At 72.1% G+C, this 17,659-nt stretch carries 14 protein-coding genes and 1 pseudogene; 4 read left to right on the top strand and 11 right to left on the bottom strand.

The annotated features are described in order from the left end of the window. Positions 1-28 precede the first annotated feature (28 nt). Together ABZ635_RS05640 and ABZ635_RS05635 are read left to right on the top strand one after the other, a co-directional pair. A complete protein-coding gene (locus ABZ635_RS05640; protein WP_357759406.1) occupies positions 29-1,291 on the top strand; it encodes an MFS transporter in 1,263 nt (420 codons plus the stop codon). Positions 1,292-1,347: 56 nt separating this feature from the next. Continuing rightward, positions 1,348-1,758, top strand: coding sequence for a hypothetical protein (locus tag ABZ635_RS05635; protein WP_357759404.1), 411 nt, complete (start codon positions 1,348-1,350; stop codon positions 1,756-1,758). Here the strand turns inward: ABZ635_RS05635 and ABZ635_RS05630 are convergent. The 6 genes from ABZ635_RS05630 to ABZ635_RS05605 form a co-directional block, all read right to left on the bottom strand. Beyond that, entirely contained in the window at positions 1,748-2,269 is a 522-nt protein-coding gene (locus tag ABZ635_RS05630) for a hypothetical protein (protein WP_357759523.1), read from the bottom strand. The genes ABZ635_RS05635 and ABZ635_RS05630 overlap by 11 nt on opposite strands. A 167-nt stretch (positions 2,270-2,436) precedes the next feature. After that, positions 2,437-3,048, bottom strand: a complete 612-nt coding sequence (locus tag ABZ635_RS05625; RefSeq protein ID WP_357759401.1) for a TetR family transcriptional regulator — start codon at positions 3,046-3,048, stop codon at positions 2,437-2,439. A 21-nt stretch (positions 3,049-3,069) separates the two neighbouring features. Beyond that, positions 3,070-4,230 carry an acyl-CoA dehydrogenase family protein gene (locus ABZ635_RS05620; protein WP_357759398.1) on the bottom strand — a complete coding sequence of 387 codons (1,161 nt, stop codon included), beginning with the start codon at positions 4,228-4,230 and terminating at the stop codon, positions 3,070-3,072. An 8-nt stretch (positions 4,231-4,238) separates the two neighbouring features. Then, positions 4,239-6,362 (bottom strand): biotin carboxylase N-terminal domain-containing protein, encoded by a 2,124-nt coding sequence (locus tag ABZ635_RS05615; RefSeq protein ID WP_357759395.1) that lies wholly within the window; start codon positions 6,360-6,362, stop codon positions 4,239-4,241. Positions 6,363-6,375: 13 nt separating this feature from the next. Continuing rightward, the gene (locus ABZ635_RS05610) at positions 6,376-7,974 is read right to left on the bottom strand and encodes a carboxyl transferase domain-containing protein (protein ID WP_357759393.1); all 1,599 of its coding nucleotides are present in this window, start codon (positions 7,972-7,974) and stop codon (positions 6,376-6,378) included. Further along, entirely contained in the window at positions 7,971-9,731 is a 1,761-nt protein-coding gene (locus tag ABZ635_RS05605) for an acyclic terpene utilization AtuA family protein (RefSeq protein WP_357759391.1), read from the bottom strand. The genes ABZ635_RS05610 and ABZ635_RS05605 overlap by 4 nt, the downstream gene beginning before the upstream one ends. 197 nt (positions 9,732-9,928) lie before the next feature. On the opposite strand from ABZ635_RS05605, the gene ABZ635_RS05600 reads away from it, so the two are divergent. Next, complete coding sequence (locus ABZ635_RS05600) at positions 9,929-10,396, top strand: hypothetical protein (RefSeq protein ID WP_357759389.1); 468 nt, start codon at positions 9,929-9,931, stop codon at positions 10,394-10,396. A 79-nt stretch (positions 10,397-10,475) separates the two neighbouring features. Beyond that, positions 10,476-11,042, top strand: a complete 567-nt coding sequence (locus ABZ635_RS05595) for a hypothetical protein (RefSeq protein ID WP_357759386.1) — start codon at positions 10,476-10,478, stop codon at positions 11,040-11,042. Positions 11,043-11,089: 47 nt separating this feature from the next. On the opposite strand, the gene ABZ635_RS05590 is transcribed toward ABZ635_RS05595, so the two are convergent. The 5 genes and pseudogenes from ABZ635_RS05590 to ABZ635_RS05570 all read right to left on the bottom strand — a co-directional run bounded on the left by ABZ635_RS05590 (position 11,090) and on the right by ABZ635_RS05570 (position 17,552). Beyond that, entirely contained in the window at positions 11,090-12,379 is a 1,290-nt protein-coding gene (locus ABZ635_RS05590) for a thymidine phosphorylase (RefSeq protein ID WP_357759383.1), read from the bottom strand. Between the two features lie 97 nt (positions 12,380-12,476). Further along, the gene (locus ABZ635_RS05585) at positions 12,477-12,893 is read right to left on the bottom strand and encodes a cytidine deaminase (RefSeq protein ID WP_357759380.1); all 417 of its coding nucleotides are present in this window, start codon (positions 12,891-12,893) and stop codon (positions 12,477-12,479) included. 560 nt (positions 12,894-13,453) lie between these two features. Further along, a pseudogene (locus tag ABZ635_RS05580) lies at positions 13,454-14,473 on the bottom strand (ABC transporter permease); the annotation flags it as partial. After that, positions 14,470-15,948 (bottom strand): ABC transporter permease, encoded by a 1,479-nt coding sequence (locus tag ABZ635_RS05575; RefSeq protein ID WP_357759377.1) that lies wholly within the window; start codon positions 15,946-15,948, stop codon positions 14,470-14,472. The pseudogene ABZ635_RS05580 and the gene ABZ635_RS05575, both read right to left, overlap by 4 nt. Beyond that, positions 15,945-17,552, bottom strand: a complete 1,608-nt coding sequence (locus ABZ635_RS05570) for an ABC transporter ATP-binding protein (RefSeq protein WP_357759374.1) — start codon at positions 17,550-17,552, stop codon at positions 15,945-15,947. The genes ABZ635_RS05575 and ABZ635_RS05570 overlap by 4 nt, the downstream gene beginning before the upstream one ends. Positions 17,553-17,659 lie beyond the last annotated feature (107 nt).

The raw sequence follows: 17,659 nt of genomic DNA, 5'->3' as shown, positions 1-17,659 counted from the left end.
ACCAACCTCATGTTAGGTGGGTCACACTGTGCGCACACCCCCGGCGCCGCCCCGCGCCCTCGCCGAACCCACACGCGACGTCCGCGCCCTGTGGGTGGCCGGGATCAGCCTGGCCAACCTCGGCATGTGGATGGCCTTCTTCGGCCCCCTCCAGGTCCTGCTGCCCGAACAGATCAGCCGGGTCAGCCCCACCGACAAGGAGACCGCCCTGGCCTGGGTCACCGGGATCGGCGCGGCCATGGCCATGGTCGCCACCCCGCTGGCCGGAGCGCTGTCGGACCGCACCACCGGCCCCCTGGGCCGCCGACGGCCCTGGGTCCTGGCCGGTGCCCTGCTCGGCGGTGTCGGGCTGGTCGTCCTCGGCGCCCAGGAGAGCGTCGGCGGCGTCCTGCTGGGCTGGGCGTTCGTGCAGACCGCGCTGTCGTGCCTGAACGCCACCCTGCTCGCCGCCGTCCCGGACCACGTGCCCCGACGCCAGCGCGGGGCGGTCTCCGGATGGATCGGCATCCCCCAGTCGGCGGGGGTGGTAGCGGCCGTCCTCCTGGTCACCGTGGTCGTCACCGAGATCTCGCCCGGGTACACGCTCCTGGGCGTGCTCACCCTCGTGTGCGCGCTGCCCTTCGCCCTGCTCTCCCCCGACCCCCCGCTGCCGCGTGCGGCCCGACCGCCCTGGCGCGACCTCGTCCGGAGCCTGTGGGTCTCCCCCCGCCGCCACCCGGACTTCGCGTGGGCCTTCCTCACCCGGTTCCTCATCGGCACCGGCAACGCTATGTTCGTCCTCTACCTGCTCTACTTCCTGCGCGACGCCGTGGGCTACGAGGAGCTGTTCCCCGGCTCCTCCGCCACGGACGGGCTGCTCACGCTCATCCTCGTGTACACGACGGCGGTCGTGGCCACCACCGTGGCCGCCGGGATGGTCTCGGATCGGATCGGGCGGCGCCGCGGCCTGGTCGCCCTCGCCGGGGCCGTGATGGGACTGCCCGCGTTCGCGCTGGCCCTCTCCCCCACCTGGGGCACCGTGCTGGTGTGCGCGGTGGTCCTCGGCGTGGGGTTCGGCGTCTTCCTCTCGGTGGACAACGCGCTGGTCACCGAGGTGCTCCCGACCGCCGAGGGACGGGCCAAGGACCTCGGCATCGTCAACATCGCGAGCACCGGCCCGCAGGTGGTGGCCCCCGCGCTCGCCGGTCCGGTGGTCGTCCACTTCGGCGGCTACCCGGTGCTGTACACGATCTGCGGGATCGTCTCCCTGCTGGGAGCGGCCGCCGTCTGGGGCGTTCGGGGCGTGCGCTGAGAAACGAACCCCGCCCGCCTCTGGCGTCACACGGCCTCAGGGGTGACCATGGGGGCATGGACGAGCGCGAGACCTGGAACCTGCTGGTCAGAGAGTTGAGCGAGGGCGCCGAGACCGTGGTCCGGCCCAGCGGCATCGGCGCTCCGGTGACCTACCGGGCCGCCGGACGGGCCGAGGTGCTGCCCGGCGAGCGCGGGGTACGGATCGTCTGCTTCCGGGGCCGGGAACTGGAGGAGTCCCTGGTGCTGCACCTGGACCCGCCCGCCCTGACGGCACTCCTGCGCGACCTGGTCGAGGACGCGGTGACCGCGTTCGGCACCCGGCGCGACGGCGGCCTGGTCGAGGCCTTCGACCTGCTCATGCTGCACCTCCAGGAGACGGTGGACACCGCACGGCCCGGAGAGGTGCACCTGGTCCCGGCCCGGGGCGGGTTCGACTCCCTGAGGGAACCGCCGGTCAGTCCGTGACGGCGTCCAGGGTGCCGCTGTCGGCGCGGGTGTGCGAAGGGGTCTCCTCACCGCGCTGTCGGGCCGGTTCCCACCACCACCAGTGCGTCTCGGGCACCCAGGCGGGAACCGCCTCGACGGTGGCCGGACTGGCGTCGGCGGCCACCGCCTCCAGGGCGTCGTCGATCCGGGGCAGCGCCTCCAGGTCGATGGGCCGCAGGAAGCGGTCCAGGGGAACGAACGCGTCGCCGAGGATCTGGATCATGGACCGGCGCCAGCAGGCCGGGCGGTAGCCCTCGTGCCGACCGTTCTCGGCCGCGGTCTGGCTGCGCACCACGTACAGGCTGAGCCGGACCGGGTTGTTACCGCTCACGAGGAGCTCGGCCAGGGTCGCGTTGAAGTTCTGCCCGGCCGGTGATCCGCGCTCGGCCTCGGTCGTGGCCTGATAGAGCTCGAACAGCCGCGCGAACGCGGTGTCCATCAGCGCGTCGCGGTCCCTGCCGCGCGCGGCGCTCTCCGAGAACGCGTCCACCGCCCGTCTGGCCAGGTCGGGGAGGTCCCTACCCGCATCCGCACCCACCGGTCCACCATCCCGTCCGCAGCACTGTCGTGAGGAGGCGCCGGGGTGGGTTCCCCCGACCACCGGCCTCGATCATAATCGCCCGCCACTCCGGGGTGGTAGGCGCTCACCGTACGAACCTACCGGCTGGTCTCCAGGGCCTGGTCGAGCATCGCGGCCCACTGCCGGACGATCCGTCGACGGCGGGGTCCGTCGTCGGTCAGGAGGTTGGCCAGGCCCAGGCCCCGGGCGAGGTCGAGGGTGGCCTGGACCGCCTCCCGGGTGCCGGGCACGGACTCGTCGGCGCCGAGCAGCTCCACCGCCGCCCGGTGCACCTCGCGTCCCACCTGTTCCTCGAGGGGGATGACGCGCTCCCGCAGCGCGGGGTCGCTGGCGGCCCCGGCCCACAGCTGGAGGGCGGCGTTGAACCCGGAGCCGCTGAACGCGTCCACCACCATCTGCACCACCGCCTCAGTGCGCCCGGGGCCTCCGGCGACGGCCTCGGCCCTGCGCCGCAGTTCGGCGCCCCGGACGTCCACCATGTGCCGCAGCGCGGCGAGCAGCAGGTCCTCGCGGGTGGGGAAGTGGTGCTGGGCGGCGCCCCGGGACACCCCGGCGCGCTCGGCGACCGCTCCCACGGTCGCCCCCGCCACGCCGCGCGCGGCCAGGCACTCCACCGCCGCGTCGAGCAGCCGGGCCCGGGTGGCCCGGCTGCGTTCCTGTCTCGGCTCCCGGTCGGATGCCGTCTCCACCGCGCCCTCCTCTCTCCCGTGTCAGTACGACTTGGGCAGCCCGAGGGACTGCTGGGCCACGTAGTTGAGGACCATCTCCCGGCTCACCGGGGCGATCCGGGCCAGGCGGGCGGCCGCGATCGCCGAACCCAGCCCGTACCCGCTGGCCAGTCCGTTGCCGCCGAGGGTCTGCACCGCCTGGTCGACCGACCGCACGCACGCCTCGGCGGCGGCGTACTTGGCCATGTTGGCCGCCTCACCGGCGCCCACGTCGTCGCCGGAATCGTAGCGGAGCGCCGCGTGCTGGGTCATCAGCCGGGCCTGCTCCGTCTCGATCTTCACCTGGGCCAGCGGGTGGGCCAGCCCCTGGTGGGAGCCGATGGGGCGGTCGCGCCACACGGTCCGCTCCTTGGCGTAGGCCACGGCCTTGTCGAGGGCGTGGCGGGCGCTGCCCGTGGCCAGGGACGCCGCCATGATGCGTTCGGGGTTGAGCCCGGCGAAGAGCTGGAGGAGCCCGGCCTCGGGGTCGCCGACCAGGGCGTCGGCGGGCAACCGTACGTCGTCGAGGAACAGCTGGTACTGGTGGTCGGGGCTGACCAGGTCCATCTCGATGCGCTGGGAGGTGAATCCGGGGGTGCCGACGGGGACGGCGAACAGGGCGGCGGAGAGGCGGCCGGTGTCCTCGTCCTGGACCCGCCCGACGACGAGGACGGCCTCCGCGACGTCCACCCCGGAGATGAAGGTCTTGCGTCCGTTGAGCACCCAGCCGTCGCCGTCGCGGCGCGCGGTGGTGGTGATGCGGTGGGAGTTGGACCCGGCGTCGGGTTCGGTGATGGCGAAGGCCATGATGGTGGTTCCGGCGGCCAGGCCGGGCAACCAGCGCCGACGCTGCTCGGGGGTGCCGAAGCGGGACAGCACGGTGCCGCAGATGGCCGGGGAGACCACCATCATCAGGGTGGGGCAGCCCGCCGCGCTGAACTCCTCCAGGACGGCGGCCAGGTCGCCGATGCCGCCGCCCCCGCCCCCGTACTCCTCGGGGATGTTGACACCGAGGTAGCCCAGGCCGCCCGCCTCCTCCCACAGCTCGGTGAGGTAGGCGCCCTCCTTCGCCCTGGCCCGGTAGTACTCGGAGCCGTACTTCGCGGCCAGGTCCGCGACGGCGGCGCGCAGCTCGACGCGTTCGGGGGGTTCGTTGAAGGTCATGGCACCAGTCACTGATCAGGCCCTTCGTTGTCGGTGTGGGCGAGGACGGCCAGCGGTGCCCCTGCGGGGACCCGGTCCCCGGCGGCGACCGGAAGCTCCCGTACGGTCCCTGCGGCGGGCGCGGTGACGCGGTGCTCCATCTTCATCGCCTCCATGCGCAGCAGGGTCTGGCCGGGCGCGACCCGCTCCCCCACGGCGACCTCCACGGAGGTGACCGTGCCGGGCAGGGGCGCGGGCAGGGCGCCGGGGTCGACGGCGGTCTCGGGGGCGGGGAGCGGGTCCACGGGCGTGAGGACGACCGCTCCCAGGGACGAGTCCACGTACACGTCGGTGCCGGACCCGTCCCGGCTCCCGGCCCGGTCCACGTCGAAGGCGTGCCGGAGCCCGTCGACCTCCAGGACCACGCGTTGCGGCGCGGCCGAGAGCACCCGCACCCCCTCCCGTTCGGGCAGGTGGGTGCCGCGCACGGACCTGAACGACGTGGTGGTCTCGCGGCCCTCGGGCGTGGTGTGGCGGCGCCGGTGCGGAGCCGAGGGCAGGTTGCGCCACCCGGCCGGGACCCCCGCGGGGAGCACGCCGCTCCCTCGGGCGGCCTCCACGGCGGCGAGGGAGGCGGCGAGCGCGGACAGGTCCTCGGCGGTGTGGTCGGCGAGGGGGCGGGCGAGCCCGGCGAGCCGGTCGCCGGTCAGGAACCCGGTGTGCAGCCCCTCCGGTCTGCGGTCGGCGTGCGCGAGGTCGGGGTGGCGCAGGGCGCGGACGAGCAGGTCCCGGTTGGTGCCCACCCCGTGCAGGCGGGCGCGGGCCAGGGCGGCGGAGAGGCGGCGCAGGGCGTCGCGGCGGTCCCTGCCGTAGGCGACGACCTTGGCCAGCATGGGGTCGAAGTCGGTGCCGACGGTGTCGCCCGCCTCCACCCCGTGGTCGAGGCGGACTCCCGGCTCGGCGAGCGGGGCGAAGCGGCAGCGGGCGTCGGGGACCTCGAAGGCGCGCAGCGTGCCGGTGCGGGGCCGCCAGTCGTCGAGGGGGTCCTCGGCGTACAGCCGGGCCTCCACGGCGTGGCCGCGCGGGGCGGGCGGCCCGGTGTCGGGCAGGGGCTCGCCCTCGGCGACGCGCAGCTGCCACTCCACGAGGTCGAGGCCGGTGACGCACTCGGTGACCGGGTGTTCGACCTGGAGTCGGGTGTTCATCTCCAGGAAGACGGGGTCTCCCCAGCCGTGTTCGGTGACGGGGACCAGGAACTCGGCGGTCCCGGCCCCGGTGTAGCCGATGGCGGCGGCGAGGTCGCGTGCGGCCGCGTGCAGTCGGCGGCGGGTCGGCTCCGGCAGTCCGGGCGCGGGAGCCTCCTCCAGGACCTTCTGGTGGCGGCGCTGGACGGAGCAGTCGCGTTCGCCCACGGCCCAGACCGTGCCGTGCTGGTCGGCCAGGACCTGAACCTCGACGTGGCGGCCGCGTTCCACGTAGGGCTCGCAGAACACGGCGGGGTCGCCGAAGGCCAAGGCCGCCTCGCTCCGCGCGGACGCGGTCTCGGCCGCGAGGGAGTCGAGGTCGCGGACCACGCGCATGCCGCGTCCTCCGCCTCCCGAGACGGCCTTGACGAGGACGGGGAGGTGGTCGGCGCGGACGTCGGCGGGGTCGAGGGCGTCGGCGACCGGCACCCCGGCGTCGCGGGCGACCTCCTTGGCGAGGGTCTTGGAACCCATCCGCTCGACCGCCTCGGCGGAGGGCCCCACCCAGGTGAGTCCCGCAGCGGTGACGGCGCGGGCGAAGTCGGCGTTCTCGGACAGGAAGCCGTACCCGGGGTGGACGGCGTCGGCACCGGCGGTGCGGGCGGCGGCCACGAGGGCACCGGGGTCGAGGTAGGCGTCCACGGGACCGCCCCCGTCCGGAACGGGCAGGCGGACGGCGGTGTCGGCCTCGCGCACGTGGGCGGCGTTCTCCTCTCCGGGGGCGTGCACGGCGACCGCGGACACCCCCAGGGCCCGGCAGGTGCGGATGATCCGGCGGGCGATCTCGCCGCGGTTGGCGATCAGCAGTGTGCCGACGGGCCGGACGGGCGCGGCGGAGGGGCCGGGTACCCGGGGGTCGGTGGGCGGGGCGGGCGACGCGGCGGGGGCGGCGGGTTCGGTGGGGGTCATGGTCCTCCCCTTCTCACATTCGGAAGACACCGAAGCGGTCGGTGCCGCGGACCGGTGCGTTGCTGGCGAAGGACAGGCACAGCCCGAGGACGGTGCGGGTGTCACGGGGATCGATGACGCCGTCGTCGTAGACCCGCCCGGACAGGAACATCGGCAGGGACTCGGCCTCGATCTGGTTCTCCACCAGCTCGCGCATGGCGGCGTCCTGGTCGTCGTCGTAGGGCTGGCCCTTCTTGGCGGCCGAGGCGCGGGCGACGATCGAGACGACCTCGGCGAGCTGTTTGGGGCCCATGACGGCCGAGCGGGCGCTCGGCCAGGAGAAGAGGAAGCGGGGGTCGTAGGCGCGACCGCACATGCCGTAGTGCCCGGCCCCGTAGGAGGCGCCGATGAGCACCGAGAAGTGCGGCACGGTGCTGTTGGAGACGGCGTTGATCATCATCGAGCCGTGCTTGATGATCCCGCCCTGCTCGTACTCGGCGCCCACCATGTACCCGGTGGTGTTGTGCAGGAACACGAGCGGGGTGTGGGAGCGGTTGGCGAGCTGGATGAACTGGGCGGCCTTTTGCGCCTCGGCGCTGAACAGCACCCCGTTGTCGTTGGCCAGGACGCCGACCGGGTACCCGTGCAGGGTGGCCCAGCCGGTCACCAGACCGGGTCCGTAGGAGGGTTTGAACTCGTCGAACTCGGAGCCGTCCACCACCCGTGCGATGACCTCGCGGGGGTCCACCGGGACCTTGAGGTCGGGCGGCATGATCCCGAGGAGCTCCTCTGCGGGCAGGAGGGGTTCGCGGACCGCGCGCGCCGGGACGGGCCCGGCCTTGACGTGGTTGAGGCGGGCCACGACCCGGCGGCCGATCCGGATCGCGTCGCGCTCGTCCTCGGCGAGGTGGTCGGCCAGCCCGGAGACCTCGGCGTGCATGCGGGCACCGCCGAGGGACTCGTCGTCGCTCTCCTCCCCCGTGGCGGCCTTGACCAGCGGAGGGCCCCCGAGGAAGACCTTGGCGCGGTCCCGCACCATGACCACGTGGTCGCTCATGCCGGGGATGTAGGCGCCGCCCGCCGTCGAGTTGCCGAAGACCAGGGCGACGGTGGGGATGCCGGCGGCGGAGAGCCGGGTGAGGTGGCGGAAGGTGCCGCCGCCGGGGATGAAGATCTCCTTCTGGGTGGGCAGGTCGGCTCCGCCCGACTCCACGAGGCTGATCATGGGCATCCGGTTGCGTTCGGCGATCTCCCCGGCCCGCTGGGACTTGCGCAGGGTCCACGGGTTGCTGGAGCCGCCGCGCACGGTGGGGTCGTTGGCGACGATCACGCACTCCACGCCCGAGACCACGCCCACACCGGTGACGACGCTGGCCCCCACGTGGAAGTCGCTGCCCCACGCGGCCAGGGGCGAGAGTTCGAGGAAGGGACTGCCCTCGTCCAGGAGGAGTTCGATCCGTTCCCTGGCCAGGAGACCGCCCCGGGAGCGGTGCCGTTCCACGTAGCGTTCGCCGCCCCCGGCCAGGGCGCGAGCGTGCTCCGTGTCCAGCTCGGCCAGCTTGGCGGTCATGGTGTCCCTGGCCTCGGCGTAGGCCGGGCTCCGGGTGTCGAGTGCGGAGGTCAGGACGCTCATGGGCCCTCCTCGGGCAGCGGGGCGGGCGCGCGGGTCGCGGCCAACAACGACTCGGGGAGTGGTAGTCGACGGGCGCGCAACCACTCGCCGAGCCCCTTGGCCTGGGGGTCGAGCCCCTCACGGCGGGCCGTTCCGGGGGCGAGGAGCCCCTCGATCCAGAAGTTGGCGGCGCGCAGGCCCGGCAGCAGGTGGCGGGTGACGGGCAGGTCGGCGGTCTCGGGGAGAAGCCCGCGCAGGGCGTCGGCGGTGAGGGTGTGGGCCAGCCACCGCCAGCCCTCGTCGGTGGTGGCCCACACGCCGACGTTGGCGTCGGCGCCCTTGTCGCCGCTGCGCGCGCCCACGACCAGGCCGAGCGGTGCCGTGCGTGTGGGGCCTGCGGGCGGGGGTTGCGGAAGCGGGGGCTCGGGGACCTCGGCGAGCGTCCTGGTGCGGACGGGGTGTTCGACGCGTTCGCGCACGCCGTCGGGGGTGATGACGGTGTGTTCGACCTCGGTCGCCGGCACCAGCGCGTGGGTGACCGTGACCCCGTCCGGGCGGGCGTCGCGGGGCGGCGCGCTGATGTGGAACCCGGCGTAGCTTCCCAGGGCGAGTTCGACGGCGGCGGCGCCGAAGCGGCGGCCGATGACGGCCGGGTCGTGGTCGCGTGCGACCGCGCGCAGGCGGGCGGTGGCGTCGTCCTGGCTGTCGCCGTGGGGGTCGCGGGCGGGAACGAACTCGAACCGGAGGTCGGCGGGTCCCCGGTCGTCGAGGGCCGCGCGCAACTGCCGCTCGGCCTGGGCCGCCTTGGCGGGCGCGTCCAGGCCGGTGACGAGGAACTCGACCTCGTTGCGGAAGCCGCTGATCCCGGTCAGGCCGACCTTGAGGTCCGGGGGCGGCGCCTCCCCCTCGACCCCGCTGATCCGCACCCGGTCCTCGGCCTCCTGGTCGAGGCGGACGGTGTCCAGGCGGGTCGTGACGTCGGGCCCGGGGTAGCGGGCGCCCCGGATCTCGTAGACGAGCTGGGCCGTGACGGTGCCCACGGTGACCGCGCCGCCGGTGCGGGCGTGCTTGGTGATGACCGAGGTGCCGTCGGCGAAGACCTCGGCGATCGGGAACCCCGGGTGGTCGGGGTCGCGGCCGTGGAGTTCGTGCGCCAGGGCGTAGTTGCCGCCGGTGGCCTGGGTGCCGCACTCGATGACGTGCCCGGCGGCGGTGGCCCCGGCGAGGGCGTCGAGGTCGTCCCGGGTCCAGCCGAAGTGGGCGATGGCCGGGCCCACCGTGAGGGAGGCGTCCGTGACGCGACCGGTGACCACGATGTCCGCCCCGGCGTCGAGGCAGCGGGCGATACCGAAGGCGCCCAGGTAGGCGTTGGCGGTGAGGGGGGTGCCGAGGTTGAGCTCCTCGGCGCGGAACAGGAGGTCGTCGCCGGTGACGCAGGCGATGCGGGGCTCGAAGCCGAGGCTGTCGGCGAGCTCGGTGAGGCGATCGGCCAGCCCGCGCGGGTTGAGGCCGCCCGCGTTGGTGACCACGCGGACCCGGCGTTCCATGACGGTGGCCAGGCTCGCGCGCATCTGTCGCAGGAAGGTGCGGGCATAGCCCCGATCGGGGTCGGCGAGCTGGTCCCGGCCGAGGATGGCCATGGTGAGTTCGGCCAGGTAGTCACCGGTGAGGACGTCGACGGGTCCTTCGGTGAGCATCTCGTGGACGGCAGCGAGCCGGTCGCCGTAGAAACCGGAGGCGTTCCCGATCCGCAGAGGAGGGGCTGCTGTAGCGGTCATGGGAACGAGGGTGACACCGGACACACAAAAGAACAAGCACCCCTGATTGTTTTTCCGGCGAACGGCACTCTCGGGCGAAATGGCCGGAACCGGCCGCATTCAACCGGTTACGGAGACCGAAACCGGGACGAACGCGGGGTATTTTGGCGCGCGTGAGTACCTCCTCAGAAGACACCGCGTCCCCCAGCACCCCTGACGTGACCCCCACGTCCCCGGAGACCCCCGAGGCCGCCGCGCCGACCACACCGGACGCCCCCCTGCCCCCGGCCCGCGCCGTCGGCTCTGAGGCCTCCGAGGCCTTCCTCGACGGGCGGCCCGCACGCCGCCGGGACTCCCTCTTCGGCCCGGCGACCTTCAGCGTGGCGGGCGTCCTGCTGCTCGCCACCACCCTGCTCTCCACCCAGCTGATCGGGATCTTCAACACCCAGACCCTGATCGGCGCCCAGGGCACGCTCGGACCCGCGGTCCAGGGCGAACTGACCGGTGCCGGACTGTTCTCGGCGCTGGCCGTGCTGTCCGCCGCCACGGCCCTGTTCCGGTCCCGCCCCGACACGCGCCCGTGGATCTTCCACCTGGCCGCCGCGACCGTGCTGGTGGGGCTGCTCCTCGTCGCGCTCACGGTCCTGTCGTACGCGCTGCTGACCCCGCCCGTCGCCGTCGGCTGAACGGAAATTGGCGGTATCCCTGGTCTGAGCTGGTGATTCTTAGGTCCCGCTTATCCGTGTGCGCGGGTACGTTGGCCGCGTGAGTACCGCACCGGAAGACAACGACAGGCCCGAGAACACCACGAGCACCGGGGAGGGCTCGCCGCAGCCGAAGTTCGAGCCGGGGGTCACCTCCGACACCGGCACGGCGGAGACCGCCGACAGCGCGGAGGACGGGTTCACCGGGGCCGAGCACGGCGAGGAGTACGCGTTCGTCGCCGTGGAGCCCGAGCCGCGCCCCGGCGGCGGCTTCTCCACCGAGACGCTGAGCATCGTCGGCGTGGCCCTGCTCGCCGTCACCATCTCCTCAGGCCAGCTCCTGGAGCTCCTCACCAGCATGATCATGCTCGGCGGGCAGCCGATCGACGCCGGGCAGATCCGGTCCATCGAGGCCCAGCTGTGGATGGGCGGGGCGGTGGCGCTGCTGACCGTGCTCGCCTCGGCCCTGGCCCTGACCCTGCTCAACGCGGGGAGCCGATCATGGGCGCGCTGGACCGCCACGGCGACGCTGGTGGTCGGCGTCCTGTTCGTGCTCGTCGCGGCCGCCGCGTTCCTGCTCGTCCCGGACGCCGCGCCGCAGCAGATGCTTCCGCCCATGCCGAACTAGGGCCGAACTAGGGGCCGCGCCCGGGCGCGGCCCCCGGTCCGGACGGGTCAGGAGATCCGGTCGATGACGATCGGCCCCGGCGCGGCACCGGCGTCGGCGCCGATGCCGACCGCGCCCTCCAGGGCCTGGAGGGCGCGGTCGAAGCGCTCCGGCTCGTCCGCGTGCAGGGTGAACAGCGGCTCGCCCTCGGCGACCCGCTCCCCCGGCTTGGCATGCAGGGTGACTCCAGCGCCGAAGGAGACCGCGTCCTCCTTGCGGGCCCGGCCCGCGCCCAGCCGCCACGCCGCCAGACCCACCTGGTAGGCGTCCAGCCGGGTGACCGTCCCGCCGACCGGGGCCGGCACCACCCGCCGCTCGGCGGCCACGGGCAGCGGCGCGTCCGGGTCACCTCCCTGAGCGCGCACCAGCGCCTTCCAGGACTCCAGCGCACTGCCGTCGCGCAGTGCCTCGGCCGGGTCCTTCACCCCGTTCTCACCGGGCGTCATCCCGGCGGCGGCGAGCATCTCCCGGGCCAACGCCACGGTGAGCTCCACGACGTCGGCGGGCCCTCCGCCCGAGAGCACCTCCACCGACTCCGCGACCTCCAGCGCGTTGCCGACCTGGCGGCCCAGGGGTGTGGCCATGTCGGTGAGCAGGGCGACGGTGCGCACACCGTGGTCGTTGCCGATGTCCACCATGGTGCGGGCCAGCTCGCGGGCGGAGTCCGCGTCCTTCATGAACGCGCCCGACCCCACCTTGACGTCGAGCACCAGGGCCGCGGTGCCCTCCGCGAGCTTCTTGCTCATGATGGAGGCGGCGATCAGCGGGATCGACTCCACGGTGCCGGTCACGTCGCGCAGCGCGTACAGCTTGCGGTCGGCGGGCGCCAGCCCGCTCCCGGCCGCGCAGATCACCCCGCCGGTCTCGGTGATGACCGCCCGCATCTCCTCGGTGGACAGCGACGCCCGCCAGCCGGGGATCGACTCCAGCTTGTCGAGGGTGCCGCCCGTGTGGCCGAGCCCCCGACCGGACAGCTGCGGGACGGCCGCGCCGCAGGCCGCCACGGTGGGAGTGAGCGGCAGGGTGATCTTGTCACCCACCCCGCCGGTGGAGTGCTTGTCGGTGGTGGGGCGGGCCAGGTCGGTGAAGTCCAGACGTTCGCCGGAGGCGAGCATCGCCTCCGTCCAGCGGCCGACCTCGCCGCGGTCCATGCCGCGCAGGAAGATCGCCATCGCCAGCGCCGCCATCTGCTCCTCGGCCACCTCGCCGCGCGTGTAGGCCCCGATCACCCAGTCGATCTGCTCCGGGGAGAGCCGTCCCCCGTCGCGCTTGGCGCGGATGATCTCGATGACGTCCATGTCCTGTTCCTTCCGTCGTGAAGAGGTGGTGCGCAACGACGTCTCCCCGGCCGCCGTGGACCGGCGACCGGGGAGACGATCGTGGTTGCTACGCCCGTCAGGCGAGGTGCTGCGGCCCGAAGGCCTGGGGCAGGACGCGCTCCATGGGCCAGATGCCCTCGGGCGTGTCCACCAGCAGGTCCGGCCCGCCGTGCTCGTACAGGAGCTGACGGCAGCGCCCGCACGGCATCAGGGTCTCACCCCGCCCGTCCACGCAGGCGAAGGCCACCAGGCGGCCGCCCCCGGAGGCGTGCAGGGCGCTGACCAGACCGCACTCCGCGCACAGGCCCACACCGTAGGAGGCGTTCTCCACGTTGCAGCCGCTCACGGTCCGGCCGTCGTCGACCAGCGCGGCCGCGCCCACCGGGTAGTTCGAGTAGGGCGCGTAGGCGTGGCGCATGGCCTCCCGGGCGGCCTCGCGCAGGGCCTCCCAGTCCTTCTCACGGAGTTCGCTCATGACCGGCTCGCCCTCCACTGTTTGCCGACTCCGGCGGGCGCGCGCAACCGTTGCGACGCCAACGAGAGCACCAGCAGGGTTGCGATGTGCGGGCTGTAGGTGGCCAGCTCACGCGGCAGCGAGTCGGTGCTGAAGTACCAGAACAGCAGGAAGGAGGCCACTCCGACTGCCAGAGCGGTAAGGCCCGCGGTCCGCTTCTCGGTCTTCCACATCGCTACGAGCGCGGCAGCGAGACCCGACAACGTCAGCACGACATAGACGGTGGTCAGCGAGACGTCGCCCATGACGAGGGCAGTGAAGGAACTCGTCCAGTAGGCCAGCGCGCCGACCACGCTCAGCCCGACGGAGATCAGCGCCAGCGGGGAGTCTCCTCTGTTCCAGGTACTCCACAGAGCCAGAGCCAGACCCACCAGCAGAAGGAGTGCCGAGACCGGATAGCACACGGCGGCCTGGGCGGCCAACGGACCAGCCGCAGCAAGGGCGTACACCAACGCACCGATCACGACGACCACGGAACCGACCCGGCCGAGTAGGGTCGCGCGCGTGCTCCACAGGGTCCAGGCCAGTAGCGCCGCCACGAGGAGGAGAAGCATCGCGTGGATGGCCGCGCCACCACCGCGGAGCTGGAGGGCGTCGGTGTACCCGAACAGCCCGGCCCCCATGATCAGCCCACCCGGACGCCAGTTACCGAAGATCATCGCGGCGAGTCCGATGTACCCGCGACCACCGGTCTGTCCCTCCTGATAGATGCTCGCGGCGACTAGGGAGAGAAACGCACCGCCCATCCCCGCCAGTCCACCAGAAATGATGACCGCGGTGTACTTGAGACGATAGACCGCCACTCCGAGGGACTCCGCGGCGTCAGGATTCTCCCCGACCGAACGCAGCCGCAGACCAAAGGCGGTCTTCCACAGCACCAGATAGGTCAGCGGAACCATCAGCAGCGCCAAGAGGGTGAACGCCGACATCCTGGTGGTCAACCCGATCGCCATGGCCGCGAGGTCGCTGGCCAAGAACACGCCGCTGGCCGCCAGGGGCTGGAGCAGATCGGGGATGACCGGCATGTTCAGTACCGGGAAGTTGGGAGTGGCTGGCGACTGAGCGGCCCCGGCACCGGCCACGTCCGCGTAGACCAGGATCGACAGGTAGCGCATCGCGCCGAGCATGAGGATGTTGATCGCGACACCGGACACGATCTGGTCCACCGCGAAGGTGACCGTGGTGACCGCGTGCAGTAGTCCGCCGGCCATCCCCGCCAAGATGCCCGCGAGAAGGCCGATCCACGGATTCCCGGTGCTCCAGGCGAAGTAGGCGCCGAACCAGGTTCCCAGGATCATCATGCCTTCGAGGCCGATGTTGATGATGCCCGCGCGTTCGGCCCACAGCCCTCCGAGGGCCGCCAGACCGATCGGGACCGCGAAGGTGAGCGTGGTGCGAATGGTACCCGCGTCGGTCAGCATGTCTTGGCCGGTGATGACACGCAGGCCGGCCAGGGAAACGAGCACCGCGGCGAAGAGGGTGAGGACGCGCCAACGAGCCCACCCCCTGGGACGCAACGGCGGTTTCACTGATTCCTTGACGTTCAGTTCCTGGCTCACTTCGCCTCCCCGCTGGACTCGACGGTCCTGCCGAGCTGCTTACCGATCTGCTGTTGCTGGTAGCGACGGCCCCAGCGGTGCACGACCTCGTAGACCACGACGACCGTGAGGACGATGGTGGCCTGCGCGATGACGGCGATCTCCTGCGGGATTCCGTCGAAGGGCAGGATGCCCGCCGCCTGGTCCAAGAAGGCCCAGAGCAAGGCGGCAAAGACGATGCCGACCGGATGATTTCGGCCCAGGAGCGCGATCGCGATGCCGATGAAGCCGATACCAGCGGGGAAGTCGAGGGCGTAGTAGTGCGAGTGCCCGAGCAGCTGGGGCAGACCCACCAGTCCGGCGAGCATGCCCGAGAAGAGCATGGACAGGAAGACCATCTTCTTCACGTTCACGCCGCTGGCCTCGGCGGCGGACTGCGACTGGCCGGTGGCCCGCAGCTCGAATCCGAACCGGGTGCGGTTGAGCATCAACCAGTAGAGAACGCCGACCGCGGCGGCGAGGACGATCAGGCCATAGATCTCCCTCTCGGAGCCGAGGAAGGTCGCGGGGATTCCCGGTACCCATGCCGACTCCGGCATGGGCGGAGTACCGATGTTGTTGGTGCTGATCTCGACCGCGAGACGGTTGGTGCTCAAGAGGTAGGCGGTGATGCCCGTGGCGATGGAGTTGAGCATGATCGTGGAGATCACCTCGGACACACCTCTCGCCACCTTGAGGTATCCGGCGATACCCGCCCACACACCACCGACCACGACGGCGGTGACGATGATGACGATCTGGCTGAGCACAGGGGGGAGCATGACGTAACCCCCCACCGCGGCAGCCAACAGCGCGGCGAGCCGGTACTGGCCGTCCACGCCGATGTTGAAGAGCCCCATCTTGAATCCGAGCGCCACTGCCACCGCGGCCAGGTAGAACGTGATGCTGTTGTTGATGATCTGCACCAGGCTGTCCGGCCGGGTGCCGAACTCCGCCATCCGACCAAAGGTCTGGAACGGTGCGATTCCGCTGAAGTAGAGCACCGCGGCGGTGACGGCGACCGCGATCACGGCCGCGGTCAGCACCGCGGCGAAGGACAACGCCATCATCGCCGCGAGACGGTGGAAGAGCACGAACGCGAGCAGTGCTCCGATCAAGGCGCCGAGCGCGGCCGCGACGGGCTCGAGCAACTGGAGGTCGAGCACCCAGGCAGAGACCAAACCGCCCGCGAGCGCCAGGATCAACGACATCGGGACGACCAGGACGTTGTGGAGGGGGGTGCCCTCTTCCTTGGTACCGTCGGCGCCCACACGGGTCCGGTCCGGGGTGTACGGCGCCAACACCGCCACCAGACCGAAGGAGAGGGTCACACCGATGAGGAGTGCCGCCCACCACAGCAGGAACACGTCGAGGACGACAGTGGTCACACCGCCCACGAGGACGGCGAGAAGGACCACGATCGGTGTGGCGACGGTACGGCGTCCGGAGTTACTCACGCGCCGTCCTCGCTCTCGTCTTGATGGGTGCCTTGAGCACCGCTGCCACCTTCTGTGTGTGCCACCGCCCCGTCCAGGCCGGCGCCGGTCATGGCGGAGCCGAGCTGTTCGGGGGTGACGCTGGTCGGGTCGGCCTCCGCGACCAGGCGGCCGCGCAGGATGACGTGGAGCGTGTCGGACATGCCGATGAGTTCGTCGAGGTCGGCGGAGATGAGCAGGACGGCCAGGCCGGCCGCTCGGGCCTCGCGCAGCTGTTCCCAGATGGCCGACTGGGCGCCGACGTCCACACCCCGGGTGGGGTGGGCGGCGACCAGGAAGCGGGGGTTCCCGCTCATCTCCCGGCCGATGATGAACTTCTGCTGGTTGCCCCCGGACAGCGCGTCGGCGACGACGTCGATGTTGGGGGTGCGCACGTCGTACTCGGCGACGATCCGCTCGGAGTCGGCGCGGGCGCCGGTCCGGTCGATCCAGGCGCCGTTGACGCTGGGCGTGCGGGTCTGGTGGCCCAGGATGCGGTTCTCCCACAACGGGGAGTCGAGCAGGATGCCGTGCCGGTGGCGGTCCTCGGGGATGTACCCGACACCCGCCTCCCGGATGCGCAGCGTGGACCACGCGGTGGTGTCGTCCCCGCCGAGGGAGATGGTGCCGGAGGCGACCCGCCGCATCCCCATGATGGCCTCGATGAGCTCGGACTGGCCGTTGCCCTCGACACCGGCGATGCCGACGATCTCGCCCTCGCGGATGTCCAGGGTGACGCCGTCGACGACGGATCGGCCCTCGGGAGAGAGGACGGTGATCCCGTTGAGGGACAGCACGACCCTGTCCGTCACCGTGGACTCGCGCAGCTCGGGGACGGGGAGCTCGCCGCCGACCATGAGTGTGGCCAGCTCGCGGGCGGTGGTGGTGCGCGGGTCGGCGGTGGCCACGGTGGTGCCGCGACGGATCACGGTGATGTCGTCGGCGACCGACAGGACCTCGTCGAGCTTGTGCGAGATGAAGATGACCGTGAGACCCTCGCGCTTGAGCACGCGCAGGTTGTCGAAGAGCTCGTCGACCTCCTGCGGCACCAGCACGGCCGTGGGCTCGTCCAGGATGATGGTCTCGGCGCCCCGGTAGAGCACCTTCAGGATCTCCACGCGCTGGCGGTCACCGACGCCCAGGTTCTCCATGAGGCGGTCCGGCTCGACACCGAGACCGTACTGGGCGGAGAGCTCCCGGATGCGGGCGCGGGCCCTGCGGCCGATGCCGTGCCTGCGCTCGGCGCCCAGAACGACGTTCTCCAGCACCGTGAGGTTGTCGGCCAGCATGAAGTGCTGGTGCACCATGCCGATGCCGTGCTTGATGGCGTCGGAGGGCGAGTGGAAGCGCACCTCCTGGCCCCGGATGCGGATGGTGCCCTCGTCCGGCCGGTGCATGCCGTACAGGGTCTTCATCAGCGTGGACTTACCCGCCCCGTTCTCGCCGACGATGGCGTGCACGGTACCGGGAGCCACGGAGATGTCGATGTCGTGGTTGGCCACGACGCCGGGGAAACGCTTCGTGATCCCGCGCAGCTCAACGGCGAGAGGCCCTGAGGCCTCGTCGCCCGATGGCGTGCTGCTCATCTTTCTCCTCGTGAAAACAGCAACGTGGTGTACGGGACCTGTGCGGTCGTGTCCGGACACCATCGTCACGGAAAACGGCAACCGGGACGGCACCGGAAGGGGTCTGC

Source organism: Nocardiopsis sp. NPDC007018, from assembly GCF_040635075.1.
GTDB lineage: Bacteria > Actinomycetota > Actinomycetes > Streptosporangiales > Streptosporangiaceae > Nocardiopsis.
The sequence above is the reverse complement of the archived record's forward strand: the minus strand, read 5'-3'. Positions and strand labels throughout refer to the sequence as shown.

What these genes read in the sequence shown, in the direction of transcription:
- ABZ635_RS05635 (WP_357759404.1), top strand. Translation starts at nt 1,348, where the DNA reads ATGGACGAGCGCGAGACCTGGAACCTGCTGGTCAGAGAGTTGAGCGAG.
- ABZ635_RS05620 (WP_357759398.1), bottom strand. Translation starts at nt 4,230, where the DNA reads ATGACCTTCAACGAACCCCCCGAACGCGTCGAGCTGCGCGCCGCCGTC.
- ABZ635_RS05615 (WP_357759395.1), bottom strand. Translation starts at nt 6,362, where the DNA reads ATGACCCCCACCGAACCCGCCGCCCCCGCCGCGTCGCCCGCCCCGCCC.
- ABZ635_RS05610 (WP_357759393.1), bottom strand. Translation starts at nt 7,974, where the DNA reads ATGAGCGTCCTGACCTCCGCACTCGACACCCGGAGCCCGGCCTACGCC.
- ABZ635_RS05605 (WP_357759391.1), bottom strand. Translation starts at nt 9,731, where the DNA reads ATGACCGCTACAGCAGCCCCTCCTCTGCGGATCGGGAACGCCTCCGGT.
- ABZ635_RS05590 (WP_357759383.1), bottom strand. Translation starts at nt 12,379, where the DNA reads ATGGACGTCATCGAGATCATCCGCGCCAAGCGCGACGGGGGACGGCTC.
- ABZ635_RS05570 (WP_357759374.1), bottom strand. Translation starts at nt 17,552, where the DNA reads ATGAGCAGCACGCCATCGGGCGACGAGGCCTCAGGGCCTCTCGCCGTT.